Raw genomic sequence first — 25,099 nt, forward strand, 5'->3', positions numbered from 1 at the left:
TGGTATAATAGAGTAAAAATATTTTTATAGGAGGGCGGCTCGTGTTTTACAAATTAATTGAGCGCAAGCGTGATGCGTGGCTGGCGGATAGGCTGTGCCCTGTTGCTGATTTGCTGAAATATATTTTGCAGCGTGGAATGTTGCGAGATGTGCAAATAGAAGCGATAAAGACATATCTTTATTTGAAAATAGCCTGTGGCAATAAAAATTTAGCTCAGCTTTTTATTGATGGAACATTTAATACGCTGACGGAAGCAGAGCTTGATGCCATGCCATTATCTGTTGCTGCGCGCAGCTGCTTGCAGAAGAATAAGGCGGCGCTGGCTTTATATGAATATGCTTCGCTGAAGGATGATAGCGGAAATATGCTTTCGGCAAAGGTCGTTCAGGCAATCAAGGATACACCGGAGAGCATTGATTACGCAAAGGTTTGGCGAGATGCTTTCTATGGCGTAAGCTATACGGATTATCTTTTTAGTCTGCCTATGGGTGCAGGCAAAACGTATCTGATGGCCATTTTCATCTATCTTGATTTATATTTTGCTATGAACGAGCCGTCAAATACTGCTTTTGCACATAATTTTATTGTTTTTGCTCCTTCTGGGTTAAAATCATCTGTTGTACCAAGCCTGAAAACAATTAAGAATTTTGATACTTCATGGATAATTCCAGAGCCTGTAGCTTCTAATTTGCGCAAGCTGCTTATTTTTGAGGTACTTGATCAGAGCAAGACGGAGAAAAAATCTAATAAGGTTAAAAATCCTAATGTACAGAAGCTAGCCTTACATCAGCCATTTGACGATTTGTTTGGTCTGGTTGCGGTGACTAATGCGGAAAAAGTTATCTTAGACAGGGTTCAGGCGGACAAGGGCGGAAATATTAATTTGTATGTTGATTCCGCTGATGAAAAAGACAGGCTGGCGAATGAGCTGCGTAATCTTATCGGTAAAATTCCGCAATTAGCGATTTATATTGACGAGGTGCATCATGCTGTGAGCGATGAAATTAAGCTGCGTGCTGTCGTCAATAAGTGGGCGGAGAATGGCTCATTCAACAGTGTAGTCGGCTTTAGCGGAACGCCATATCTGGATAAGAAGGAGAAGCTTGCCGTTACCGATACCCTTGCCATCGGTACTCAGGAAATTAGCAATATCGTTTATTATTATGCTCTTGTTAATGGTATTGGCAACTTTTTGAAAAAGCCTGAAGTGAAGATTGCCAAAAATGCTGATAGCAGCGAAATTGTAGAGGCCGGTGTGCGTTTATTTTTAGACAGATACAAGGATAAGGTGTACAGCAATGGCTGCTGTGCCAAGCTGGGCATTTATTGCGGACGTATTGAAAAGCTGGAGGAAGAAATCTATCCTGTAGTGGAGCGCGTGGTGCGTAATTATGGCTTGAATCCTGAAGAAGTCGTTTTGAAATTCCATGAAGGAAATAAGGAATACAAGGCTCCGGAGCGAGCACGTCTGGAGTTTGCGACATTGGATAATCCAATTAGCAAAATCAAAATAATTCTTCTAGTACAGATTGGTAAAGAGGGCTGGGATTGTACAAGCCTTACTGGGGTTGTTTTGTCGCAGGCCGGTGCTTGTCCTAATAACATGGTGCTGCAGACAAGCTGCCGCTGCCTGCGTCAGGTGGATAAGCATACGCAGGAAACAGCGCTTATTTATCTAAATGAGAGCAATGGCGATTTGCTGAACAAGCAGCTTAAAAAGCAGCATCATATTGATATTACGGAATTTGAACGTGGTGGCCTGGCCAATAATATTATTTTAGACCGCTTCGACCGCACGCAATATCTGCATTTGCCTAAGGTGGAATTTTGCCAGCTGAATGTGCGCTACGAAACCTTTACGCAGGATGAGGATGCACATACGGCTGAGCGTATTGCTATGGCGGCAGGTGATGCGCTGGCGCAAGAGGTTTATGTGACGACGCAGACTGATTTCAGTGGCAGGGGCGTTAATGATGTGGTGGAGCGTTATGGTTATGACAAACGCCCTGAGCATGATGAAGAGTATTTTGTCCGCTATGGCAGGGTGACAACCTTTAATAATTGGCTTTATGCTATATCTAAGGGCAGCTTTGGCAGCGTTACAATGAAAATGCTGCGTGCCTATGAAAAGGAGCTGCGTAGCTTATTTAGCAAGATAACCGTCAAGGAGGGCGAGGTTACGCGCTTCAGTGGCAGGTTTAATATTGAAGCTGTCAACAGCAATATCAGAAAGGCTTTTTATCCGGTGCGAGATTTTGTTGTGAAGGAAGAAAAGCTGCCGCAAGAGGCAAGACTTTTACAGGTGGAGCACTTTACGCCTAAGGTTATGACGAATGCTGTGGATGTTGCGAGGTTTATACCGGAGCAGCAGCTGGTGCAGAAAATTATGGAGGCAGACAAGGGCATTTTGGCGCTGCCGGAGGATAAACAGAAGAAGATAGATTTGCTGGAATCCTTGGGAGAGCATGAGCTGGCGGAAAAAGTGCGTCAGGAATATACTAACGAGCCTGATGCCAGACGTTTATGCAGCTATCACTATCTGCCCTATAAGACAGACAGCAGCTTTGAGCAAAGGTTCTTTGATGAGGTCTTTAAATTAAAAACCGTGCAGCATAAAAGGCTGGAGGTTTATTATAATGGCGATGGCGAGCTGACGGAGTTCAAAATCCGCTGCTATGAAGGTGGCAAGGGACATTGGCGTTACGTTGGCCTATATACGCCGGATTTTTTGATCATCGAGCGCAAGGAAAATAAGATACACAAGGCGCTGATTGTTGAAACAAAGGGCATCCTTTATGCGCAGGATAAAAATTTTTTGAAGCGCCGAGCTTTTGTGGAAAAGTATTTTACGCCGGCAAATAATGCTGAATATGGCTATAAACGCTTTGATTATTTGTATCTGGAGGACAGCCTGAGCGAAAATGCGCGCTGGGAACGCATGGCGACGATGGTGGACAGCTTTTTTGAGGAGGCGGACTGATGGCAGTTGAGTATATACCGTTTTATCCTGAACCGATTGAAGGTCAGGCGATTTTAAATAATTTCCGGCGCACGCTGCGCTATAAGGGAGCGAACGACATCAACGCTCACCTTTTGCGCGGAATGCCTTTGTACGAGGTGCAGGAAACAGAGCAGGTGGGCAGCGACAGCGGGAATATGGTTATTCGCGGCGAGTGCGTGAGCACCTGCGCTTATCTGAAGGAGCAGGGAATCAGCGTCGACCTTGTGTATATTGATCCGCCCTTCGCCAGTGGTGCTGATTATGCCAAGAAAATTTATCTGCGCCGCAATCCCAAGGTAGCCGAGTCTATCGCGCAGGCCGAAACGCAGGTGGACAGCGAGGAGCTGCGCACCTTTGAAGAGAAGATGTACGGCGACGTTTGGGATAAGGAAAAATATCTGAACTGGATGTACGAGAATCTGCTGGCGATTAAGAGCGTAATGAGCGATACGGCGAGCATTTATGTGCATTTGGACTGGCATATCGGACATTATGTGAAGATTTTATTAGACGAGATTTTTGGAGAAGAGAATTTTAGAAACGAAATTACGTGGGTCCGTACAGCATCTCATAACGATAGTGTGGGAAACTATAGTAGAGTAAAAGATTATATTTTTTTCTATACAAAGTCGGATGATTATAAATTTAATGTTCAATATACAGATTATACAGAGGAGTATATTGATAGTGAATGGACTAAAGCTCCGTCAGGAAGATATTATAAATTTGAAAATATGTTAGATCCGCAAAATAGAATGAATGCTTATGACTTTCATGGAACTGTGGCAAGGTGGAGAACAACTCCTGAAAAACTTGAAGCAATGTGGAATGCTCCACAAACAGAAGTACCTAATAGTCATGGTAGAATTCGTTTAGGTAAAGACGGAAAGCCAATAAAGCGTTGTAGAATAGTATTTATGGATGAATTACCGGGAGTGCCTTTAAGCGATAATTGGACTGATGTTTCTTATGTTGCTGGTAGAGCAAAAGAGGCTGTTGGTTACGCAACACAAAAACCCGAAGCTCTGCTTGAACGCATCATCAAAGCGAGTAGCGACGAGGGCATGGTCGTAGCCGATTTCTTTGGCGGCAGCGGCGTGACGGCGGCGGTGGCGAACCGCTTGGGGCGCAGCTTTATTCACGGTGACATCGGTATCAACAGCATTCAGACAGCACGCGACAGGCTAGCAGCGGCGAAGGCAGCCTTTAAGGTGCTGGAAATCAAGGACGGCGTGTCGCTGTACCGCAATCCCGTACAGACGATGGATAAAATCAAAAGCCTTATCCCCGGTCTGCGCAACGAGGACGCAGTGGATGAGTTTTGGGAGGGAAGCATTCATGACAGCAAGTTGGGCATGGTTCCTGTATATGTGCCTAACCTGATGGACAGCGCAAGTCGTGTGTTGGACAAGGTGCTGGTCAACCGCATTATCCACGAAGCGATTCCTGACTTGCCGGACAGTGTGCAAAAGGTTATCGTTTATTATGTGGACATTGAAGATAAAGTAGGCGTGCAGAAATTTATCGCTGATGATGACAGCACGCTGGTTAAGATTGAGTTGCGCGATTTGAAGGCTGTGCTTGACGATGTTGTTATTGCGGATGAAGCAGAGTTTACGGTGAGCGAAACGGTGGAAGGCGTTTTGCCAATTTATAGGGTGAGTGTGGATTGCTTTGCGAGCGACAGAGTACAGCAAAAAATTGACGCTTATAATCAAAAGGGCAAGCTGAACCAGAAAAAGCCCGGGGCCTTTAAGCCATTGCTGCTGAGCGAGGAAGGCCTGGAGCTGATTGAATACATAAGCGTGGACTGCGAAAGTGCCGAGAAGGGCGCTGTCTGGCATTCAACGACGGAAATCAAGCTGGATAAGTTTGGCTACGTCATTCGCGACGGTGTAAAAACAAAGGAGCTGTGGGACGGAAGCATTACGTCTGCTAATAAACCTTTGCGCATAAAGCTGCGTAATATTTGCGGTGATGAAAGCCTGTGGCTTTTATAGTGAAGTTTGAAGGCTGGTCCTGTGGGCCGGTCTTCTTTTTTGCGTAGTTATGCTATACTATTTATTTACATCTTGCTTATTAAAGTGTACAATAAATGTAATCAAGTCTGGCAAAAAACAGATATTTTGCTTAGATAAAGCTGTAATAAATGGAGGAAGGGGCTATGTGTATGGATTTGTATAATGTACAAAAGCTGCTGCAGGCCAAGGTTCTGACCGGCAGTGAGCTGATGCACCGCAAAATTGAATCCTGCTGCGGCAGTGACATGATGAGCGATGTTCTGGCCTTTACCAAACGCAACACCTTGCTGTGCACGGGACTGACGAATATGCAGGTAGTGCGCACCGCCGATATGACGGAGCTGAGCGCACTGGTATTTGTGCGTGGAAAGGTGCCTGATGCTGATATTGTGGCAGCGGCGGCGGAAAATAATCTGCCGGTTCTGGCTACCGATTATACCTTATTTGAAGCATGCGGCATTCTTTACGGAGCAGGTATCCGTGGCTGCAGCAAAAAGGAGTAAGAAAAATGACAGACAGTAAATCAGTAAAATTAGCATTTGACTGCGTGGGCGGCGATTTTGAACGCGCAGGCGAAGCTTCTTCTAAAATAAAAAAAATGCTGCAGCGCCTGGGAATTCCGGCAGATATTGTGCGTCGTATTGCCATTGGTACCTATGAAGCGGAGATGAATGTTATCATTCACGCCGGCGGCGGCAATGTAGCGGCTGAGGTTTTCCCGGATGCTACGGTTATTACTGTAACCGACCACGGCCCCGGCATCCCTGATATCAATAAGGCCTTGCAGGAGGGCTGGTCTACTGCGCCTGATTATGTGCGTCAGATGGGCTTTGGCGCCGGCATGGGCCTGCCTAATATGGTAAAGTGCTCCGATAAGTTTGATATTCAGTCCAAGGTGGGTGAAGGAACCTGCATCACGATGCAGTTCAAGCACCAGAGCGAGGATTTGTAAGAGATTTTAGGAAACGAGGTGATACGCAATGGCTCCTCAACCAACAACATATTTCCATTCGGTGGAATTGCAGCGGAATAAATGTCAGGGCTGCGTATCCTGCGTCAAGCTGTGTCCGACAGAGGCCATCCGCGTACGCAACGGCAAGGCGGAGATTTTGGGAGACCGCTGCATTGACTGCGGTGCCTGTGCTGCAGGCTGTCCTTACCATGCCTTTAGCGTGAAAACAGATACGTTGGAGGGCTTGGCTGATTATGCTTATAATATTGTGCTGCCCGCACCCTCTTTGTATGCGCAGTTCCCGGATAATATACCGTTGGAAAGCATATGGCAGGGATTGCATAATATAGGCTTTGATGAAATTTTTGATGTTTCACTGGCTTCGGAGTATATCGCCCTGGAAATAGAAGAATATGTAAAAAAGAACAGCAACGGACGCAAGCCGTTGATTTCATCTACCTGTCCCGCAGTTATGCGCCTGATTCAGGTAAAGTTCCCCGAGCTGATTAAGCAGGTGGTGCCTGTGCTGCCGCCGGCAGAGGCTGCCGCAATTTATGTGAAGCGTGAAGCGGCGGCGCGCAAGCAGCTGCCGAAGGAGCTGATAGGAGTATGGTTTATCTCGCCCTGTCCTTCCAAGGAAACTAATATCCGCCAGTCGGTAGATGTGCATCATACAGAGCTTACCGGCAGCTTCAGCCTGTCGGAGATTTACGGACTGCTACTGAAGAATCTTGGCGGCACGCATGAGCTGAATGTGCGCACCGGTTCTTCCTATGGCATGGCCTGGGGAACCTATGGCGGCGAAATTGAAAGCGCCGGTATTACCAATGGTCTGGCAATTCATGGCATTGATAATGTGTATGACCTGCTGGAGCAGGTTTCTATGAATAAAATGCCGCAGCTTGATTATGTGGAATGCAGTGCCTGCAAAGGAGGCTGTCTGGGCGGCCTTCTTGCAGCAGAAAACAAGTTCGTGGCAGAATGCAATTTGCGCAGGCGTATCGCAGGCCTGCGGGAGCAGGAGCCGGCGGACAGGCGTGAAGCTATGGCGCGCACGATGGTGCTGGAGGATTTCCCGCATTCGGAGGCCTATCGCAAGAAGCTGGTGGCGCGTCCGATGATGCAGCTTGATGATGATATCATGGAAGCGATGAAAAAGTTCGAGCGCATGGAAGAGGTGCTTTGCTCCTTGCCTGGTCTGGACTGCGGTGCCTGCGGTGCGCCCAGCTGCCAGGGACTGGCGGAGGATATCGTGCAGGGCAAGGCGCATGAAATAGATTGTATTTTTAAATTGCGTGCCAGTGTACATAAATTGTCACAGGGCATGTTGGAGCTGGCTAAGCAGATACCTATTTATCACGAGCCGGCAGAAATAAATAAAACGGAGGCAGACAACGATGAAGGTTAAAGAAATGATTGAGAAGCTTGATTTGAAGCTTCTGACTAAGGATGTAAGCGAAGACGCTTTATATGCAGAGGTAGAAGGCGGTTATGCTTCCGATTTACTGAGTAATGCAATGGGCCAGGGTCAGCCCGGTATGGTTTGGGTAACGATGCAGGGACATCAGAATGTTGCTGCCGTTGCTTCGCTGATTGGCTTTGCGGCAGTTATCGTAGCAGGCGACGGTCCGGTAGCGGAGGATACACTGCATAAGGCAAATCTGAATGATGTAGTTGTTGCAGCAACCGAAGAGCCTGCCTTTGAGGTTATCGGCAAGCTGTACGAATTGGGTGTTGGCAAGAAGGACTAAGCAATGCAGACAGTTCTGGCGGATTTACATGTACATACGCTGCTTTCGCCCTGTGCCGAGGTAGAGATGACACCGCATCATATTGTGATGCGTGCCGCCGAGTATGGCATTGGCGCTGTTGCTATTACCGATCATAACGCCAGTGCCAACGTGCCGGCTGCGCTGGAGGCAGCGCAGCGCTACGGCGTGAAGGTATTTCCCGGTATGGAAGTGGAAAGCAGTGAAGAGGCGCATATTGTGGCGCTGTTTGACACGCTGGAGCAGCTGAAGAGCTGGCAGCTGGTAGTTGATGAGCATATGAACGGTATGCTGAATGATGCGGAACGTTTCGGTGCTCAGTATGTAGTAGATGCCGAGGACGAGTTTGTGCGCGAGGAGCAGCGCCTGCTGCACGCACCGCTGTCACTGACAGCGGCGCAGGTGGTGCAGCAGGTTGCAGCCTTGGGCGGCCTTACCATTGCCGCTCATATCGACCGTCCTTCCTACAGCATTTTGGGACAGCTGGGCTTTATTGAGCCGGACTTCGGCTTTGCTGCTGCCGAAATTTCTGCAGCAGGCTGGCAGCGCAAGCTGCAGTCGAAGCTGCAGCGTCTGGCAGGCTATCTGCCGTTTATTACGGATTCCGATGCACATAATATTTATGATTTTGTGCAGGGACCGAAAAACCTGCTTCATGTAGAGGAATTAACGATAGCAGAGCTGAAATTGGCCTTGGCAGGTAAAGGGATGCGTTCTGTCCTGGTGGGACAATTTTCAGATTTTTGTAAAGAATAATGCAAATAGAGTATGCTATATAGCGAAAATAACATAAATAGTATTGTGCATTTGCTTGTAAAATGGTATACTGAGTTGGTAAGTTTACAAAAAATCCTTTAGAGGAGGGGTAGTATGAACAATAGTGAAAACCGTCTTGAGCGTAAATGTAGCTGCTGCGGCGGCGATAATCCGGAAAAGCAGCGTATAGATGCCATTCTGGAAAAATACGCAGATGTTAAGGGACCGTTGATTCCTATTCTGCAGGAAGTGCAGAACCTGTACAACTATTTGCCTAAGGATGTACTGGAGTATATTGCCGATAAAACAGGTACGCCGATTTCCGAAATTTACGGCGTAGTAACCTTTTATTCATTGTTCCATCTTAATCCGCGCGGACGCAATGTTATCCGCGTCTGCCAGGGAACTGCCTGCCATGTGCGCGGCGGCAAAACAATTCTGCAGGCCTTGGAAAAGCAGTTGGGCATTAAAGCAGGACATACGACCGATGACCTGCGCTTTACACTGGAAACCGTAGCCTGCATCGGTGCCTGCGGTTTGGCGCCGGTTATGCAGATTAACGACGATACGCATGGACGCCTGACTACCGATAAGCTGGCAGGCATCTTGGCAAGGTATAAATAAAATGCGGGAGCTGGCATTACACATCTTGGATATAGCCCAAAATTCTGTGGCTGCCGGTGCCCGTCATATCTGGCTGACTGTCAGCGAAAATGAACAGGGGTACTTTGTTTTCAGCGTCCGCGATGACGGCAAGGGCATGGATAGCGAGATGCTGCAGCGGGTGCGCGACCCCTTTGTTACCAGCCGTACTACCAGAAAGGTAGGCATGGGAATTCCCTTTATCGATATGGTTACGCAGCAATGCGGCGGACACTTGGAGCTGCAGTCTGCGCCCGGAAAGGGAACTGAGCTGACTGCATATTTTGTGGCAGATAATATTGACCGGCCTCCGCTGGGAGATATTGTGAGCAGTGTGCAGGTGCTGTTGGCGGGGGCGCCGCAGCTGGAGCTGGAATTTGCCTATAACGGCGCCAACGGCTCGCTGGTGTTCAGAACGCAGGAGGTCAGAGAAATATTAGGCGAAGCGTGTGACTTTGCCAATCCTGAAATATATGCCTGGCTGGGAGCCTATTTGCAGGAGCAGATGGCACAGGTGCAGGGTAAGGAGGTATAAACGAATGAAAAGCTTAGCGGATTTACACGCTTTGAGAGATAAGCTGAAAGCAGATATCAAGCTGCGTCAGAGTTCAGGTACAAAAATTATTGTAGGTATGGGTACCTGCGGCATTGCTGCCGGTGCGCGTGAGGTTATGAGCGCTATCCTGCAGGAGCTGAACAAGCGTCATTTGTTTGATGTGCAGGTGCAGCAGACAGGTTGTATCGGTATGTGCGAAAAAGAGGTGCTCGTGGATGTAGTGCGTCCGGGTGAAGCACGCATTACCTATGGCAAGGTAACCCCGGAGGCTGTGCCCAAAATTATCGCAGAGCATGTAGTAAACGGTCACATTGTGGAAGAGCTTGTCGTAGGCAGGCTGGATCAGGAATAAGCCGCAGGCAGGGTACACAGTAGTTGGAGAAGCTGATGTATCATAGCTTGTAAACAAAACAGGTGGAGGAAAAATATTATGCAGCATATAAGAGCTCACGTTTTAGTGTGTGGCGGTACGGGCTGTAAGGCTAACGGCTCGAAGGAAATCCAGCTGACTTTTGCCAGAGAGCTGCAAAAGTTCGGCCTGCAGGATGAGGTTATGGTTGTTGAAACAGGCTGCCATGGCTTTTGCGAGCACGGACCGCTGGTTATCGTTTATCCGGAAGGCACCTTCTATTGCGGTGTAAAGCCGGAGGACGTTAAAACCATCGTTGAAGAACATTTATATAAAGGACGCATCGTACAGCGTCTGCTTTATCGCGAACCCATCAATCAGGAGCAGGTTCCGCGTTATTCTGAAATCGGCTTCTACAAAAAGCAGCATCGCCTGGTATTGGCTAACTGCGGTGCGATTAACCCGGAGGCTATTGAAGAGTATATCGCTGTAGGCGGTTATGAGGCATTGGCTAAGGCTGTTACGCAGATGACTCCGCAGGAGGTTGTGGACGAGGTCAAAAAATCCGGCCTGCGCGGTCGTGGCGGCGGCGGCTTCCCGACCGGTATGAAATGGCAGTTTGCCAAAAACTCCGAGAGCGATAAAAAGTATGTTATCTGTAATGCGGACGAGGGCGACCCGGGCGCATTTATGGACCGCAGCGTTCTGGAGGGCGACCCGCACCGTGTATTGGAAGGCATGGCTATCTGCGGCTATGCTATGGGTGCGGATGAAGGCTATATCTATGTACGTGCGGAATATCCGCTGGCTATCAAACGCTTGCGTACCGCCATTGCTCAGGCTGAAGAAATGGGCCTGTTAGGCGAGCATATTTTTGAAAGCGATTTCAGCTTTACTATTCATATCAAAGAAGGCGCCGGTGCCTTTGTTTGCGGCGAAGAAACTGCCCTGATGGCTTCTATCGAAGGCAAGCGCGGTATGCCGCGCCCGCGTCCGCCATTCCCTGCGGTCAGCGGCCTGTGGGGCAAGCCGACTAATATCAACAACGTAGAAACCTTTGCCAATGTTGCGCAGATTATCGTTAACGGTGCAGACTGGTACTGCCAGCTTGGTACCGAAAAATCCAAAGGCACCAAGGTTTTCGCTTTGACCGGCAAAATCAATAACACCGGTCTGGCAGAGGTGCCGATGGGTATTACCATGCGCGAGATTATTTATGATATCGGCGGCGGCATTACCAACGGCAAAAAGTTTAAGGCTGTACAGATCGGCGGTCCGTCCGGCGGCTGTCTGCCTGAAAGCATGCTGGATTTGCCGGTCGATTATGATTCCCTGATTGCTGCCGGTGCTATGATGGGCAGTGGTGGCCTTGTTGTTATGGACGAGGATACCTGCATGGTTGACGTTGCCAAGTTCTTCTTGAACTTTACGCAGTCGGAATCCTGCGGTAAATGTACTCCCTGCCGCGAAGGCACGAAGCGTATGCTGGAAATCCTTACCCGTATTACGGAAGGACAGGGACGCGAGGGCGATATCGAGCTGCTGGAAAACCTTGCCAAGAATATCAAGGAAACAGCTCTTTGCGGCTTGGGACAAACCGCTCCCAACCCTGTTTTGAGCACCCTGAAATATTTCAGAGATGAATACGAGGCGCATATCAAAGAGAAGCGCTGTCCTGCAGGCGTCTGCGAAAAGATGCTACATTACGAAATCAGCGATGCCTGCCGCGGCTGCGGTCTGTGCGCCCGTCAGTGCCCGGTACAGGCTATCAGCGGTTCACCGAAAGCAAAACATGTTATTGATCAGAATAAATGCATTAAATGCGGTGCCTGCATGACGGTGTGCCCGTTTAAGGCAATCAGCAAAGCATAAGGAGGGGACTGATGATGCAGATGGTTAATTTGACAATAGATGGAAAACAGATTCAGGCCCCCGCAGGCTCCAGCGTTCTGGAGGCTGCACGCAGCGCAGGTATTTATATTCCTACACTGTGCTATCATCCGGACCTGCGTCCGGAGGGTGCCTGCCGCCTGTGTATGGTAGAAGCTAGCGGTGCGCGCACTCTGGTTGCTTCCTGCGTATATCCTGTAAGCGAGGGTATGGTAGTAAAAACCAATACATCTAAGGTACGCGAAGCACGCAAAACTGTGCTGGAGCTGCTTTTGACCAATCACCCGAAGGACTGCCTGTGCTGTCAGAAGAATGGCGACTGCGAGCTGCAGAAAATTGCCGCTGATCTGGGCGTGCGTAAGCTGCGCTTCGAGGGTGGCGAAACAAGGGCGCGTACTATTGACAACAGTAATCCTTCTTTGGTACGCGATCAGGAAAAATGCATTCTCTGCGGACGCTGCATTCGTGTTTGCCGTGATGTGCAGGGCATGAGCGTTTACAGCTTTGCCGGCCGTGGCTTCAATACCATGGTATCCACAGCCTTTGAGCATGACCTGCTCAACAGTGCCTGCACCTACTGCGGCCAGTGTGCTGATGTCTGCCCGACAGGCGCTATCGTGGAAAAAGATGATACCGACAAGGTTTGGGATGCAATCAACAATCCTGAGAAGGTTGTTGTAGTACAAACTGCTCCGTCAGTGCGTGTTGCTCTGGGCGAGGAGCTGGGCATTCCGGCAGGTCAGGTTGTTACCGGCAAAATGGTAGCAGCATTGCGTCATTTAGGCTTTGATAAGGTTTTTGATACCAACTTCTCTGCCGACCTGACGATTATGGAGGAAGGTCATGAGTTCCTGCAGCGCTTGCAGAACGGTGGCGTGCTGCCGATGATTACCTCCTGCAGTCCGGGCTGGGTAAATATGATTGAGCTGAAATATCCTGAGCTGCTGCCGCATCTGTCTACTGCCAAATCTCCGCAGCAGATGTTTGGTGCTGTTGCCAAAACCTACTTTGCTGAACGTGCAGGCATTGATCCGGCAAAAATAGTCAGTGTGTCCGTAATGCCCTGTACTGCGAAAAAGGCGGAGGCTGCACGTGAGGAAATGTGCGCCAGCGGCTATCGCGATGTAGATGTGGTTATCACTACACGCGAGCTGGGACGCATGATCCGTGAGGCTGGTATTGACTTTAATGCGCTGGAGGAGGCAGAGTTTGATTCTCCGCTGGGTACCGGTACCGGCGCTGCCGTTATCTTCGGTACGACCGGTGGCGTAATGGAAGCGGCTCTGCGTACTGTGGCCGAGGTTGTTGCCGGCAAGGAGCTGCCTAAGGTTGAATATAATGAAGTACGCGGCATGGAGCAGACACGCGAGGCGGTTATTGATGTTGCAGGTACAGCTGTAAAGGTTGCTGTAGTACATACGCTTAAATCTGCCAGGATGATGCTGGAACGCATTAAGACAGGAACTGCAGACTACCAGTTTATTGAGGTTATGGCCTGCCCGGGTGGCTGCATCGGCGGTGGTGGTCAGCCTGTGCCGGTGGATGCTTCCATCAGGGAAAAACGCCGTGAAGCGATTTTTAACTGCGACCGTACAAGCGAATTACGAAAATCGCATGAAAACCCGGAAATAAAAACACTTTATGATACGTGGTTAGGCAAACCTCTTTCTGAGAAGGCTCATAGTCTACTGCACACACATTACCACGCGCAAAATCGTTAATTGTTCTATCTGGATAATACAAAACCCCCTTTTTTTCCGCAGAAAGAAGGGGGTGTTTTGTAAATTTGTAAAGAAAAAGCTTGCAGTGTTACAATTTTGCTGGTATTATATATAGCGTTGAGTGCATTTTACCTGCTATGTAAAACACAGGAAAAATTTGACAGAAAAAAGTGAAGTTTTTCTGAAAATGTGTTATAATTGTAGCAGAACAAAAGAAGCATTTAAAAAAATATTTATAGCATAAGCAGGAGTTTTCTGTTATATGTCGAAATGACTAAATAGTCAAGTATGAAATATTTGTGAAGTGCTTGAAAACAGGTAATATCTTATTTGTAATGTCACAAGGCATTGCTGATAAGTTATATGCACAGGGGTAACACCCTTATAAAACACAATGTCCTAATTAAAAGGAGGAAGGTAAACATGATCGATATTAAAGATCGCATTTGTGACGTAGTAGCTGATAAAGTGATGAGCGCTGAAGCTGCTGCAGAATTCGTAAAAGATGGTGACAATTTAGGTGTCAGCGGTTTCACCCCGTCTGGCTATCCGAAAGCTGTTCCTCTGGCTCTTGCTGAAAAGGGCAAAAAAACTCCTTTCAAAGTTAACGTTTGGACTGGCGCATCTGTTGGTCCTGAAATTGACCAAGCAATGGTTGAAGCTGACATCATTGACCGTCGTCTGCCTTACCAGACCAACGGCACCATGCGTAAAGCTATCAACGCTGGCAAAGTAAAATACGCTGATATTCATCTGTCTCACATGGCTCAAATGGTTCGCTATGGTTACATGGCTGGCCGTCCGACCGGTCCGGATGTTGCAATCGTTGAAGTTTGCAAAATCAATGACCTCGGCAATGGCATGGTTGGCTTGATTCCGACCACTTCCATGGGCAACAGCTCTTCCTATGTAGCTGGTGCTAAAAAAGTTATCGTTGAAGTTAACACCACCCAACCGGTAGGCCTGGAAGGCATGCATGACTCCTATATTCCTCTGGATCCTCCGAATCGTCAACCGATTCCTATCACCGCTCCGGAAGACCGCATCGGTACTACCTACATTCCTTGCGAAGTAGAAAAAATCGTTGCAGTAGTTCCTTGCGACCGTCCTGACATCGTTCGTCCGCTGGGCGAAATCGATGACGACGCTAAACATATGGGCGCTAACCTCGTTAACTTCCTGAAAAACGAAGTTAAAGAAGGCCGTCTGCCGAAAAACCTGCTGCCGTTGCAATCTGGCGTAGGTTCCGTTGCTAACGCAGTTATCAATGGTCTGGTTAACTCCGATTTCGAAGACCTGACCGTTTACACTGAGGTTATTCAAGATGGTATGTTCGACCTGATCGACGCTGGTAAACTCCGCGTTGCTTCCGGTACCGCTCTGACTCCGTCTCCTGAGTGCCAAAAGAAATTCTACGAGAACGTAGAACACTACAAAAAATACTTGCTGCTCCGTCCGCAAGAAATCTCCAACAGCCCTGAAGTTGCTCGTCGTATCGGCGTAATTGCAATGAACACTGCTATTGAAGTTGATATCTATGGTAACGTAAACTCCACTCATGTTTGCGGCACCAAGCTGATGAACGGCGTTGGTGGTTCCGGCGACTTCGCTCGTAACGGCTACCTGACCGTATTCTTCACCAACTCCCTGGCAAAAGGCGGCAAGATTTCTTCCGTAGTTCCGTTCTGCAGCCATATCGACCATGCTACTTTGGACGTTGACGTTATCGTTTCCGAACGTGGCGTTGCTGACCTGCGTGGCCTGAGCCCGAAAGAAAAAGCTCCGATCATCATCGATCAGATTGCTAACCCGAAATATCAACCTTGGCTGTATGACTACTTCAAACGCGCTTGCGAAGCTTGCGGCAACAGCCAAACCCCGCACATCCTGGCAGAAGCATTCGATTGCTACAAACTGTTCGCTGAAACCGGTTCCATGGAAGGCATGGTTGAAGGTAAATAATTTTAAAAAAACTTTGCGAAACCCCTTGTTAAGTTTTGCAAAATAGGTTAAACTATGTAATGTGCTTGCCGGTGGGTGAGATTCCCGCCGGCAGGTATATATAGACAGAGCCTCACCCAAGGCTTTGCCTGATAAATTCAGTTGACGAAGTCTCACCCTAGACTTTGCCATATATAGCCGTCATAGACGGAACACTCTCACCATCATTTCGGAACCGTCCAATCCGAAATATGAAACACAAATATTTTAAGGAGGATTTGAGAATGGCATTTGAAGAAATTAAAGCTGGTTTAGAAAAATATCATGCTGAAGTTGAAGCTAAACTGGTAAAAAACCCTGAACGCGCAAACCTGGTTCCTAACAGACTGTACACCCCGGTAGATCTTGGTGAAAACTTTGACTACATGACTAAACTGGGCTTCCCCGGTGAATATCCTTACACCCGTGGTGTTCAACCGACCATGTATCGTGGCCGTTTCTGGACCATGCGTATGTATGCTGGTTTCTCCACCGCTGAAGAATCCAACAAACGTTATCGTTACCTGCTGGCTAACGGTGGTTCCGGCCTGTCCTGCGCATTCGACCTGCCGACCCAGATCGGTTATGATTCCACCGATCCGATGGCTGAAGGCGAAGTTGGTAAAGTAGGCGTAGCTATCGACTCCCTGGCTGATATGGAAATCCTGTTCGACCAAATTTCCCTGGATAAAGTATCCACTTCTATGACCATCAACGCTCCTGCTTCCGTACTGCTGGCTATGTACATTGCAGTAGCTGAGAAACAAGGCGTTTCCGCTGACAAACTGCGTGGTACCATTCAGAACGATATTCTGAAAGAGTATGCTGCTCGCGGCACTTACATTTTCCCGCCGAAACCGTCCATGCGTTTGATCACCAACATTTTTGAATATTGCTCCAAGAACGTACCGCTGTGGAACACCATTTCCATCTCCGGTTACCATATCCGTGAAGCTGGTTCCACCGCTTCTCAGGAAATCGCATTCACCATTGCTGATGGTATCGCTTATGTAGAAGCTGCTATCAAAGCTGGTCTGGACGTTGACGCATTTGCAGGCCGTCTGTCCTTCTTCTGGAATGCTCATAACAACGTACTCGAAGAAGTTGCTAAATTCCGCGCTTCCCGTCGTGTATGGTCCAAAGTTATGAAAGAGCGTTTCGGTGCTAAAAAACCGAAATCCATGATGCTGCGTGTACATACCCAAACCGCTGGCTCCATGCTGACTGCTCAACAACCGAACAACAACATCGTTCGTGTTGCTCTGCAAACTGCTGCTGCTGTAATGGGTGGTACTCAATCCCTGCACACCAACTCCAAAGACGAAGCTTTGGCACTGCCGACCACTGAGTCTGTAACCATCGCTCTGCGTACCCAACAAATCGTTGCTTACGAATCCGGCCTAGCTGACACCGTTGATCCGTTGGGCGGCTCCTACTATGTAGAAGCTCTGACCGACAAGATCGAAGCTGAAGCTTGGGAATACATTAAGAAAATTGACGAAATCGGTGGCGCTCCTGAAGCAATCGCTAAAGGCTACATCCAAAAAGAAATCCAAGACTCTGCTTACAAATGGCAGATGGAAATCGAAAAAGGCGACCGTATCATCGTTGGCGTTAACAAATTCACTCAAGAAGAAGAAGCTCCGAAAAACCTGCTGCGCGTAGACGGTTCTGTAGGCAAGCTGCAAGCTGAAAAGATTGCTGCTCTGAAAGCTCGCCGTGACAACGCTGCTGTAGAAACTGCTCTGAAAGCTCTGGAAGCTGGCTGCGCAGATGAAAATGTAAACCTGATGCCTCTGATTCTGGATGCAGTTCGTGCATACGCAACCGAAGGCGAAATCTGCGGCGTAATGAGAAAAGTATTCGGCGAATACCAACCTCATACCACTCTCTAATTTGTAATTTGTAAACACAACCAATATACGGAGGTAAACTATAATGGCTAACGTTAAAGTTTTAGTTGCTAAACCGGGTCTGGATGGCCATGACCGCGGTGCTAAAGTTGTAGCTCGTGCTCTGCGCGACGCTGGTTTTGAAGTTATCTACACCGGTATCCGTCTGACTCCGGAACAAATCGCTGAAGCTGCTCTGCAAGACGACGTAAACGTTGTTGCACTGTCCCTGCTGTCCGGCGCTCACAACACCCTTTTCCCGAAAGTAGTTGAACTGCTGAAAGAAAAAGGCCTGACCGACGTTCTGGTTATCGGCGGCGGCGTTATTCCTGACGCTGACATCCCTGGCCTGAAAGCTGCTGGCATTGCTGAAGTATTCACTCCGGGCACCCCGACCAGCAAAATTGTTGATTTCATCAACGCTAACGTAAAATAATTTTATCCCTTAAAGCAAGCCGGGTTTGTCCCGGCTTGCCTTATAAAATATTCACTATCCAAAACAAGGCGGTGTGAATTATGGAAATAGTAGATAAGTTATTAAATCATTCTCGTCTTGCATTATCTAAAGCAATCACTGCTGTTGAAAATGAATACGATGATGCTGTCAAAATTATGACAGAGATTTATCCTCATACTGGTAATGCTTATGTAATTGGTATCACCGGCCCTCCGGGTGCTGGTAAAAGTACTCTGACTGATAAATTGGCTAAGGAATACCGTAAACGCGGCAAGACCGTAGGTATCGTAGCAATTGACCCCACTAGCCCGTATTCTGGCGGCGCTATCTTAGGCGACCGTATCAGAATGATGGATCTGACCGCAGACGAGGGCATTTTTGTACGCTCTATGGCAACTCGCGGCAGCCTTGGCGGCCTGTCTCAAAAAGCAGGTGACGCTGTTAAATTAATGGATGCTTTCGGCATGGATGTAATTATCGTTGAAACCGTAGGCGTAGGACAATCTGAGGTTGACATTGTAAAGACCGCAGATACTACTATGGTAGTAGTAATTCCTGGCATGGGCGACGATATCCAAGCTATTAAAGCAGGTATACTTGAAATCGGTGACCTGTTCACGATTAACAAAGCTGATCGTGAAGGTACAGACAAGCTCAACATTGAGATTGAGATGATGCTCGAATTAAATCCCGAACATGTTGGCTGGCGTCCTCCGATTAACAGGACCATTGCCAGCAAGGGTGAAGGTATAGAGGCTGTTGTGGACTCTATTGAGGCTCACAAGGCATATTTGATTGAGAGTGGTAAATTAAACGATATCCGTAAAGCTCGTATTAAAAACGAGGTTACCGCTATGCTTAATGACCATGTAAATCGCTACATCGACAAGAACGTCATTCAAACGGATGAATTTGACAACCTGGTTGTTAAAATGCAGTCCCGCGAGATTGAGCCGTACTCTGTCGTTGATGATATTGTTGGTAAGGTTTTAAAATAAACCACCAATAAAAACAATTTTAGGAGGAATTTATTATGGCATTCAAAACTATTTGTGTTGACCATGTAGGTATCGCTTGCGCTGGTACCTTGGAAGAAGCTGCAAAAATTTACACTGAGGTACTGGGCCTGAAAGCTACCGGTACTGAAGAAGTTAAAGAACAAGGTGTTGCTACCGTATTTGTTCCCTGCGGCGAGACCCTGATTGAGCTCCTTGTTGATATCACTGAAAACAACGATGGTCCTATCGGCAAATACATTGCTAAAAACGGCCCTGGCATCCAACATATGGCTCTGCGCGTTGACGACATCAAAGCAGCTATCGCTGACCTGACCGAAGCTGGCGTTCGCATGATCGACAAAGCTCCTCGTAATGGTGCTGGCCAAATGAAAATTGCTTTCGTTCATCCGAAATCCGCTGGCCTGCTGCTTGAGCTGTGCCAACCGGCTGCAACCTACAAAGACTAATTTATTAGCTGCGTAGATTTAGGGCGATTTAAGGTCCCATAATTTAAGCTACATAATGCTGGAGATATACAAGTGATATATCTTCAGCATCTGTGTATAAATTTGTTCTCCCAATAATGATGGAGGTGTAAGATTTGTCTACTCAAGAAAAAATTGAGAAAATGCTCAAAAAAGCCGAAGTAATTCTGGCTGCTGGTGGCGAAAAACGTGTTGCTAAACAACATGAATCCGGCAAAATGACTGCTCGTGAAAGAATCGCTGCTCTCCTCGACGAAGGTTCCTTCGTAGAACTCGACCGTTTTGTACGTCATCGTTGCTACAACTTCGGTCAAGAAAAGAAAGAACTGCCTGGTGAAGGCGTAACCACCGGTTACGGCACCATCGATGGCCGTCTGGTTTATGTATTCGCACAGGACTTCACCGTTGAAGGTGGCTCCCTCGGCGAAATGCATGCTGCTAAAATCGTTAAAGTACAACGCCTGGCACTGAAAATGGGTGCTCCGCTGGTTGGCCTGAACGATTCCGGCGGTGCTCGTATCCAAGAAGCTATCGACGCTCTGGCTGGCTATGGTAAAATCTTCTTCGAGAACACCATTGCTTCCGGCGTAGTTCCTCAGATTTCTGCAATTATGGGTCCTTCCGCTGGCGGCGCTGTATACAGCCCGGCACTGACCGACTTCATCTACATGGTAAAGAACACTTCCAAAATGTTCATTACCGGCCCTGCAGTAGTTAAATCCGTTACCGGTGAAGATGTAACCCAAGAACAACTGGGTGGCGCTATGACCCACAACAGCACTTCCGGTGTTGCTCACTTCGCTGCTGAAAACGACGAAGACTGCCTGCAACAAATCCGTTACCTGCTCTCCTTCCTGCCTTCCAACAACGTTGAAGGTGCTCCGATCGTAGAGACTGGTGATGACCCGATGCGTACCGACGACAGCCTGAACACTCTGCTGCCGGACAACTCCAACCACGCTTACGATATGTATGATGTAATCAGATCTATCGTAGATAACGGCGAATTCTATGAAAACCAAAAATACTGGGCAACCAACATCATCACTTGCTTCGCTCGTATGGATGGTCAAACCGTAGGTATCATTGCTAACCAACCGAAAGTTATGGCTGGCTGCCTGGATATCAACGCTTCCGATAAATCCGCTCGTTTCATCCGCTTCTGCGACGCTTTCGGCATTCCTCTGCTGAACCTGGTTGACGTTCCTGGCTTCCTGCCTGGCTGCAACCAAGAATACGGCGGCATTATCCGTCACGGCGCTAAGATGCTGTATGCTTACTCTGAAGCAACTGTTCCTAAAATCACTCTGGTTACCCGTAAAGCTTACGGCGGTTCCTATCTGGCAATGTGCTCTCAAGACCTGGGCGCTGACCAAGTTATCGCATGGCCGACCGCTGAAATCGCAGTTATGGGTCCTGCTGGTGCTGCTAACATCATCTTCCGTAAAGATCCTGATGTTGAAGCTAAGACTAAAGAGTACATCGACAACTTCGCTACTCCGTACCAAGCAGCAATGCGCGGCATGGTTGACATGGTTATCGAACCGAAAAATACTCGTCCCACCATCATCAACGCTCTGCAAATGCTGGAAAGCAAACGCGAAACCCGTCCGGCAAAACGCCACGGCAACATTCCTTTGTAATTCACAAGCAGTTGCTTAGTGCTTAAACAACCTATTTTAAGATAAGATGAGGTGAAATAAATGGGTCCTGTTACTACTAATCCTTGGTTGATTGCTTTAATCAATATGACCATCGTATTCGGCGTACTGATCGCTCTGGGCATATTGATGAACTTACTCCAAGTTATCGATCCGACTAAAAAAAAAGTTGCTAAACCGGCAGTAGCTCCTACACCGGCAGCAGCTCCCGCTGCAGCTCCGGTTGCAGCAGCTCAAGATGATAGCGAAATTATCGCTGTTATCGCTGCAGCAGTAGCAGCTTGCGGCGTTAGCGCAGACCAAATCGCTTGCGTACGTCGTATTGATGCTAAATCTGCATGGACTGTAAGCAGTCGTGTTGAAGCTATTAGCGTTCGTAAAGAATGCTTCTAATGCATATAGTTTGCAATTTTAATTAAAAAACGAGATTTTAAGGAGGATTATATCCATGAAAAAGTATACTATCACCGTAAATGGTACCGCATACGAAGTTGAAGTTGAAGAAGCAGGCGTTGTTGCTTCCGCTCCGAAAGCTGCTCCGAAAGCTGCTCCGGCTCCGGCTGCTGCTCCGGCTCCGAAAGCTGCTCCGGCTCCGGCTCCGAAAGCTGCTGCTCCGGTTGCTGCTGGTGCAACCACCGTTTCCGCTCCTATGCCGGGCAAAGTTCTGTCCGTTAACGTAAAAGCTGGCGACGCTGTTAAATCCGGCGACGTTCTGCTGATTCTGGAAGCTATGAAAATGCAAAACGAAATCATGGCTCCGGCTGATGGCACTGTTTCCGACGTTCGCGTTTCCGCAGGTCAAACTGTTGCTACCGGCGACGTTATGATCGTTCTCTAATTCTTACTCGATAGTTCGCAATATCAGTAAGTCTTAAATACCCTTGATCTTTGGAGGGGGCTTTTCGCAGAGCCCCTTCCACAAATTGAAAATTGGGAGGATATTAAATGGAAGCATTTCTCGTTGCTTTGTCTTCCGTATGGGCAGATTCCGGTTTCTCCGCTTTGACCAGCGGTCACGTAATCATGATCGTTGTAGGTCTGGTTCTGCTTTATATGGCTATTGGTAAAGGTTTCGAACCTTTGCTGCTGTCCCCGATCGCATTCGGTTGTATTCTTGCTAACATTCCTAAAAACGGTTTCGAAGAACCTGGTGTTATGTCCGTTATCATGTATGGTATTCACCACGAAGTATTCCCTCCGTTGATCTTCTTGGGCGTAGGCGCTATGACCGACTTTGGTCCTCTGCTGGCTAACCCGAAAACCCTGCTCCTGGGCGCTGCTGCACAGGGCGGTGTATTCGTAGCTCTGCTGGGCGCTATGCTGCTCGGCTTCACCGTACAAGAAGCTGCTGCTATCGGTATCATCGGTGGTGCTGACGGCCCGACTTCCATCTACTTGGCTGCTAAAATGGCTCCTCAGCTGTTAGGTGCAATCGCAGTTGCTGCTTACTCCTACATGTCTCTGGTTCCGCTGATTCAGCCTCCTATCATGAAACTGTTCACCACTGAAGCAGATCGTAAGATCGTTATGCAACAGCTGCGTCCGGTTTCTCACTTTGAAAAGGTTGCTTTCCCGATCATGTGCACCATCGTTATTTCTCTGCTGTTACCTTCCGTAACCGCTCTGATTGGTATGCTGATGCTGGGTAACCTGTTCAAAGAAGCTGGTTGCCTGGATCGTCTGTCCGACACCGCACAAAACGCACTGATGAACACTGTTACCATCATGCTGGCTACCGGTACTGGTCTGACCATGAGCGCTGAATCTTTCCTGAACGCTAAGACTCTGCTGATCATCGTTCTCGGCCTGGTTGCATTCGTAGCTGGTACTGCTGCCGGCGTTATCTTCGGTAAGCTGATGTGCATGATAGACGGTGGCAAGACCAACCCGTTGATTGGTTCCGCTGGCGTTTCCGCAGTTCCTATGGCTGCTCGTGTATCTCAAAAAGTTGGTCAGAAAGCTAACCCGGCTAACTTCCTGCTGATGCACGCTATGGGTCCTAACGTAGCAGGCGTTATCGGTACTGCAGTTGCTGCAGGTACCATGCTGGCTATGATCGGTCCTGTTGGCAAATAATCATTAGCTAACTTCAAGAGCTCACACATTAGTGTGAGCTCTTTTTTGTATCTAAAATGTAAATTTTATTGTTGGCGATACTCTTAGGCTAATATTTATAGTATAATAAAAAAGAACTGTTCAAGAATTGAATAGCATTTCTTTACAAGAGGAGTCTTGAGTATATGCAACGATTTAATCTGACCAGACAGTTTTTTAGGGATGTCTGGTATCTTACTAAAAGCTATTGGCAATCCGAAGAGAAGAAAAAGGCTTTCTTTTTATTGGGCTGTATTATAGCACTTACACTTGGCGTGGTTTATATGCTTGTTTTGCTTAACCAGTGGAATAACAGCTTCTACAGTGCCTTGCAAAACTATGATGCTAAGAAGATTTTTGATGAACTCATTCATTTTTCGTGGTTAGCTGCCATTTATATCTTATTGGCAGTATACTCATATTATCTGCAGCAGACATTGATTTTGAATTGGCGTCGTTGGCTGACAACGCGTTTTATCGACATCTGGCTGCAAAACAAAACATACTACAATCTGCAGATGTTCGGTAAGGATACGGATAACCCTGACCAACGTATCAGTGAGGACGTGCGTCAGTTTGTTGAAATGACCTTGAGCTTTGGCATAGGGATCCTCAAGGCGTTTTGCACGTTTGCATCCTTTGTTGTCATTTTATACAATCTTTCCGGCAGTCTTAGCTTTACCTTTATGGGCAAAACGTGGACTATAAATGGCTACATGCTGTGGGCATCATTACTTTATTCTGTCATTGGTACCTATATTACCCACATTGTTGGCCGCAAGCTGGTAAAAATCAACTTCATCCAACAGAAATATGAGGCGGATTTCCGTTTCAGTATGATTCGCCTGCGTGAAAGTGCGGAAAGCGTTGCCTTCTACCGTGGTGAAGCGCAGGAGGGCAGTGTATTTAAGCTACGCTTTAAAATGCTCTTGGATAACTTCTGGAAACTGGTTAATAAACAGAAACAGCTTGTCTTTTTAAATTCCGGTTATTCTCAAATCGCTATCATTTTTCCCTTTGTTGTAGCCATGAACCGTTATCTTACGAAAGAAGTAACACTAGGCGGACTGATGCAGGTTGCCAGTGCCTTTGGCCGTGTGCAGGATTCGCTTTCGTATTTTGTTGATATGTATAGCAGTATTGCTCAATGGCAGGCTGTTGTAATGCGTTTAACTTACTTCGGCCATCATATGCACGAGGTTTCTCAGCAGGCGGAACGCTTTCATGTGGAACGCTTTGCTGCTGCCGATGTGGTCGAGGTTAACGATATGCAGATAAATCTGCCGGACGGAAAGCCGCTTCTGGAAAATATCAGCTTTACTCTGCATCCGGGGCATAATGTTTTGATTAAGGGTGTCAGCGGCAGCGGTAAAAGTACCTTGCTGCGTGCTATCGCCGGTATCTGGCCCTTCGTCGACGGCAAAATCTTTCTTCCGTCACGTGATAAGCTGATGTTTATTCCGCAGAAGCCTTATCTGCCATTAGGTACACTGCGTGCTGCGCTTAATTACCCGGGAAATAAACCGATAGATGATACTGAATTGATTTATCTGATGGATTTGTGCCAGATTGGTTATCTTAAGGATAAACTTGATTTGGAGGCTGACTGGAGCCATGTGCTTTCTGTCGGTGAGCAGCAGCGTTTGGCCTTTGTACGTGCCCATATCCAGCAGCCACAGTGGCTTTTCCTGGATGAAGCAACCTCTGCTTTGGATGAAGACACTGAGGCGACTATGTACAGCCTGCTACAGGAGCGTTTACAGCAGACTACTGTTGTAAGTGTCGGTCATCGCAGTACGCTGAATAAATATCACGAGCTTGTTTTACGCTTAAATAAATTAACTCATCAAGTTACTTTTGAAAAATTATAAGGA

At 47.7% G+C, this 25,099-nt stretch carries 22 protein-coding genes; all 22 read left to right on the top strand.

Features of this window, described 5'->3' with window-relative positions:
- Window positions 1-41: 41 nt before the first annotated feature.
- The 22 genes from Q0612_RS07825 to Q0612_RS07930 all read left to right on the top strand — a co-directional run bounded on the left by Q0612_RS07825 (window position 42) and on the right by Q0612_RS07930 (window position 25,096).
- Complete coding sequence (locus Q0612_RS07825) at window positions 42-2,981, top strand: DEAD/DEAH box helicase family protein (RefSeq protein WP_298883000.1); 2,940 nt, start codon at window positions 42-44, stop codon at window positions 2,979-2,981.
- On the top strand, window positions 2,981-5,002 hold the full coding sequence (locus Q0612_RS07830) for a DNA methyltransferase (protein ID WP_298883003.1): 2,022 nt from the start codon (window positions 2,981-2,983) through the stop codon (window positions 5,000-5,002). Before Q0612_RS07825 ends, Q0612_RS07830 begins: the two co-directional genes overlap by 1 nt.
- 170 nt (window positions 5,003-5,172) lie before the next feature.
- The gene (locus tag Q0612_RS07835; protein WP_367181711.1) at window positions 5,173-5,526 is read left to right on the top strand and encodes a DRTGG domain-containing protein; all 354 of its coding nucleotides are present in this window, start codon (window positions 5,173-5,175) and stop codon (window positions 5,524-5,526) included.
- Window positions 5,527-5,531: 5 nt separating this feature from the next.
- Window positions 5,532-5,975 (top strand): anti-sigma regulatory factor, encoded by a 444-nt coding sequence (locus tag Q0612_RS07840; RefSeq protein ID WP_009145643.1) that lies wholly within the window; start codon window positions 5,532-5,534, stop codon window positions 5,973-5,975.
- A 28-nt stretch (window positions 5,976-6,003) separates the two neighbouring features.
- Complete coding sequence (locus Q0612_RS07845) at window positions 6,004-7,383, top strand: [Fe-Fe] hydrogenase large subunit C-terminal domain-containing protein (RefSeq protein ID WP_293390651.1); 1,380 nt, start codon at window positions 6,004-6,006, stop codon at window positions 7,381-7,383.
- On the top strand, window positions 7,373-7,726 hold the full coding sequence (locus Q0612_RS07850; RefSeq protein ID WP_210684901.1) for a serine kinase: 354 nt from the start codon (window positions 7,373-7,375) through the stop codon (window positions 7,724-7,726). The genes Q0612_RS07845 and Q0612_RS07850 overlap by 11 nt, the downstream gene beginning before the upstream one ends.
- Window positions 7,727-7,729: 3 nt before the next feature.
- Window positions 7,730-8,500, top strand: coding sequence for a PHP domain-containing protein (locus Q0612_RS07855; protein WP_298883012.1), 771 nt, complete (start codon window positions 7,730-7,732; stop codon window positions 8,498-8,500).
- Between the two features lie 114 nt (window positions 8,501-8,614).
- Entirely contained in the window at window positions 8,615-9,124 is a 510-nt protein-coding gene (gene nuoE / locus Q0612_RS07860; protein WP_249747318.1) for an NADH-quinone oxidoreductase subunit NuoE, read from the top strand.
- 25 nt (window positions 9,125-9,149) lie between these two features.
- Window positions 9,150-9,677, top strand: coding sequence for an ATP-binding protein (locus Q0612_RS07865; protein ID WP_298883016.1), 528 nt, complete (start codon window positions 9,150-9,152; stop codon window positions 9,675-9,677).
- A gap of 4 nt (window positions 9,678-9,681) precedes the next feature.
- Complete coding sequence (locus Q0612_RS07870) at window positions 9,682-10,050, top strand: ferredoxin (protein ID WP_293693534.1); 369 nt, start codon at window positions 9,682-9,684, stop codon at window positions 10,048-10,050.
- 78 nt (window positions 10,051-10,128) lie between these two features.
- A complete protein-coding gene (gene nuoF, locus Q0612_RS07875; protein ID WP_298883020.1) occupies window positions 10,129-11,919 on the top strand; it encodes an NADH-quinone oxidoreductase subunit NuoF in 1,791 nt (596 codons plus the stop codon).
- Window positions 11,920-11,933: 14 nt separating this feature from the next.
- Window positions 11,934-13,658, top strand: coding sequence for an NADH-dependent [FeFe] hydrogenase, group A6 (locus tag Q0612_RS07880; RefSeq protein WP_367181712.1), 1,725 nt, complete (start codon window positions 11,934-11,936; stop codon window positions 13,656-13,658).
- 423 nt (window positions 13,659-14,081) lie between these two features.
- Entirely contained in the window at window positions 14,082-15,620 is a 1,539-nt protein-coding gene (locus tag Q0612_RS07885) for a succinate CoA transferase (RefSeq protein WP_293722725.1), read from the top strand.
- Window positions 15,621-15,883: 263 nt separating this feature from the next.
- The gene (locus tag Q0612_RS07890) at window positions 15,884-17,533 is read left to right on the top strand and encodes a methylmalonyl-CoA mutase (RefSeq protein ID WP_293827857.1); all 1,650 of its coding nucleotides are present in this window, start codon (window positions 15,884-15,886) and stop codon (window positions 17,531-17,533) included.
- A 43-nt stretch (window positions 17,534-17,576) separates the two neighbouring features.
- A complete protein-coding gene (locus Q0612_RS07895) occupies window positions 17,577-17,966 on the top strand; it encodes a cobalamin B12-binding domain-containing protein (RefSeq protein WP_293690592.1) in 390 nt (129 codons plus the stop codon).
- A gap of 80 nt (window positions 17,967-18,046) precedes the next feature.
- Window positions 18,047-18,985, top strand: coding sequence for a methylmalonyl Co-A mutase-associated GTPase MeaB (meaB, locus tag Q0612_RS07900; protein ID WP_009145656.1), 939 nt, complete (start codon window positions 18,047-18,049; stop codon window positions 18,983-18,985).
- 35 nt (window positions 18,986-19,020) lie between these two features.
- Window positions 19,021-19,452: a methylmalonyl-CoA epimerase gene (gene mce / locus Q0612_RS07905; protein ID WP_021719203.1), complete on the top strand. Its 432-nt coding sequence runs from the start codon at window positions 19,021-19,023 to the stop codon at window positions 19,450-19,452.
- A 161-nt stretch (window positions 19,453-19,613) separates the two neighbouring features.
- Entirely contained in the window at window positions 19,614-21,113 is a 1,500-nt protein-coding gene (locus Q0612_RS07910; protein WP_044483867.1) for a carboxyl transferase domain-containing protein, read from the top strand.
- Window positions 21,114-21,173: 60 nt separating this feature from the next.
- On the top strand, window positions 21,174-21,524 hold the full coding sequence (locus tag Q0612_RS07915) for an OadG family protein (protein WP_021719201.1): 351 nt from the start codon (window positions 21,174-21,176) through the stop codon (window positions 21,522-21,524).
- A 55-nt stretch (window positions 21,525-21,579) separates the two neighbouring features.
- Complete coding sequence (locus Q0612_RS07920) at window positions 21,580-21,969, top strand: biotin/lipoyl-containing protein (protein WP_021719200.1); 390 nt, start codon at window positions 21,580-21,582, stop codon at window positions 21,967-21,969.
- Window positions 21,970-22,076: 107 nt separating this feature from the next.
- Window positions 22,077-23,207: a sodium ion-translocating decarboxylase subunit beta gene (locus Q0612_RS07925; RefSeq protein ID WP_298883045.1), complete on the top strand. Its 1,131-nt coding sequence runs from the start codon at window positions 22,077-22,079 to the stop codon at window positions 23,205-23,207.
- Window positions 23,208-23,371: 164 nt separating this feature from the next.
- Complete coding sequence (locus tag Q0612_RS07930; protein WP_298883048.1) at window positions 23,372-25,096, top strand: ABC transporter ATP-binding protein/permease; 1,725 nt, start codon at window positions 23,372-23,374, stop codon at window positions 25,094-25,096.
- Window positions 25,097-25,099 lie beyond the last annotated feature (3 nt).

Source organism: uncultured Phascolarctobacterium sp. (assembly GCF_937920985.1).
Classification (GTDB): domain Bacteria; phylum Bacillota; class Negativicutes; order Acidaminococcales; family Acidaminococcaceae; genus Phascolarctobacterium_A.

What these genes read in the sequence shown, in the direction of transcription:
- Q0612_RS07830 (WP_298883003.1), top strand. Translation starts at nt 2,981, where the DNA reads ATGGCAGTTGAGTATATACCGTTTTATCCTGAACCGATTGAAGGTCAG.
- Q0612_RS07835 (WP_367181711.1), top strand. Translation starts at nt 5,173, where the DNA reads ATGGATTTGTATAATGTACAAAAGCTGCTGCAGGCCAAGGTTCTGACC.
- Q0612_RS07840 (WP_009145643.1), top strand. Translation starts at nt 5,532, where the DNA reads ATGACAGACAGTAAATCAGTAAAATTAGCATTTGACTGCGTGGGCGGC.
- Q0612_RS07845 (WP_293390651.1), top strand. Translation starts at nt 6,004, where the DNA reads ATGGCTCCTCAACCAACAACATATTTCCATTCGGTGGAATTGCAGCGG.
- Q0612_RS07850 (WP_210684901.1), top strand. Translation starts at nt 7,373, where the DNA reads ATGAAGGTTAAAGAAATGATTGAGAAGCTTGATTTGAAGCTTCTGACT.
- Q0612_RS07855 (WP_298883012.1), top strand. Translation starts at nt 7,730, where the DNA reads ATGCAGACAGTTCTGGCGGATTTACATGTACATACGCTGCTTTCGCCC.
- nuoE (WP_249747318.1), top strand. Translation starts at nt 8,615, where the DNA reads ATGAACAATAGTGAAAACCGTCTTGAGCGTAAATGTAGCTGCTGCGGC.
- Q0612_RS07870 (WP_293693534.1), top strand. Translation starts at nt 9,682, where the DNA reads ATGAAAAGCTTAGCGGATTTACACGCTTTGAGAGATAAGCTGAAAGCA.
- nuoF (WP_298883020.1), top strand. Translation starts at nt 10,129, where the DNA reads ATGCAGCATATAAGAGCTCACGTTTTAGTGTGTGGCGGTACGGGCTGT.
- Q0612_RS07880 (WP_367181712.1), top strand. Translation starts at nt 11,934, where the DNA reads ATGCAGATGGTTAATTTGACAATAGATGGAAAACAGATTCAGGCCCCC.
- Q0612_RS07885 (WP_293722725.1), top strand. Translation starts at nt 14,082, where the DNA reads ATGATCGATATTAAAGATCGCATTTGTGACGTAGTAGCTGATAAAGTG.
- Q0612_RS07890 (WP_293827857.1), top strand. Translation starts at nt 15,884, where the DNA reads ATGGCATTTGAAGAAATTAAAGCTGGTTTAGAAAAATATCATGCTGAA.
- Q0612_RS07895 (WP_293690592.1), top strand. Translation starts at nt 17,577, where the DNA reads ATGGCTAACGTTAAAGTTTTAGTTGCTAAACCGGGTCTGGATGGCCAT.
- meaB (WP_009145656.1), top strand. Translation starts at nt 18,047, where the DNA reads ATGGAAATAGTAGATAAGTTATTAAATCATTCTCGTCTTGCATTATCT.
- mce (WP_021719203.1), top strand. Translation starts at nt 19,021, where the DNA reads ATGGCATTCAAAACTATTTGTGTTGACCATGTAGGTATCGCTTGCGCT.
- Q0612_RS07910 (WP_044483867.1), top strand. Translation starts at nt 19,614, where the DNA reads ATGCTCAAAAAAGCCGAAGTAATTCTGGCTGCTGGTGGCGAAAAACGT.
- Q0612_RS07915 (WP_021719201.1), top strand. Translation starts at nt 21,174, where the DNA reads ATGGGTCCTGTTACTACTAATCCTTGGTTGATTGCTTTAATCAATATG.
- Q0612_RS07920 (WP_021719200.1), top strand. Translation starts at nt 21,580, where the DNA reads ATGAAAAAGTATACTATCACCGTAAATGGTACCGCATACGAAGTTGAA.
- Q0612_RS07925 (WP_298883045.1), top strand. Translation starts at nt 22,077, where the DNA reads ATGGAAGCATTTCTCGTTGCTTTGTCTTCCGTATGGGCAGATTCCGGT.
- Q0612_RS07930 (WP_298883048.1), top strand. Translation starts at nt 23,372, where the DNA reads ATGCAACGATTTAATCTGACCAGACAGTTTTTTAGGGATGTCTGGTAT.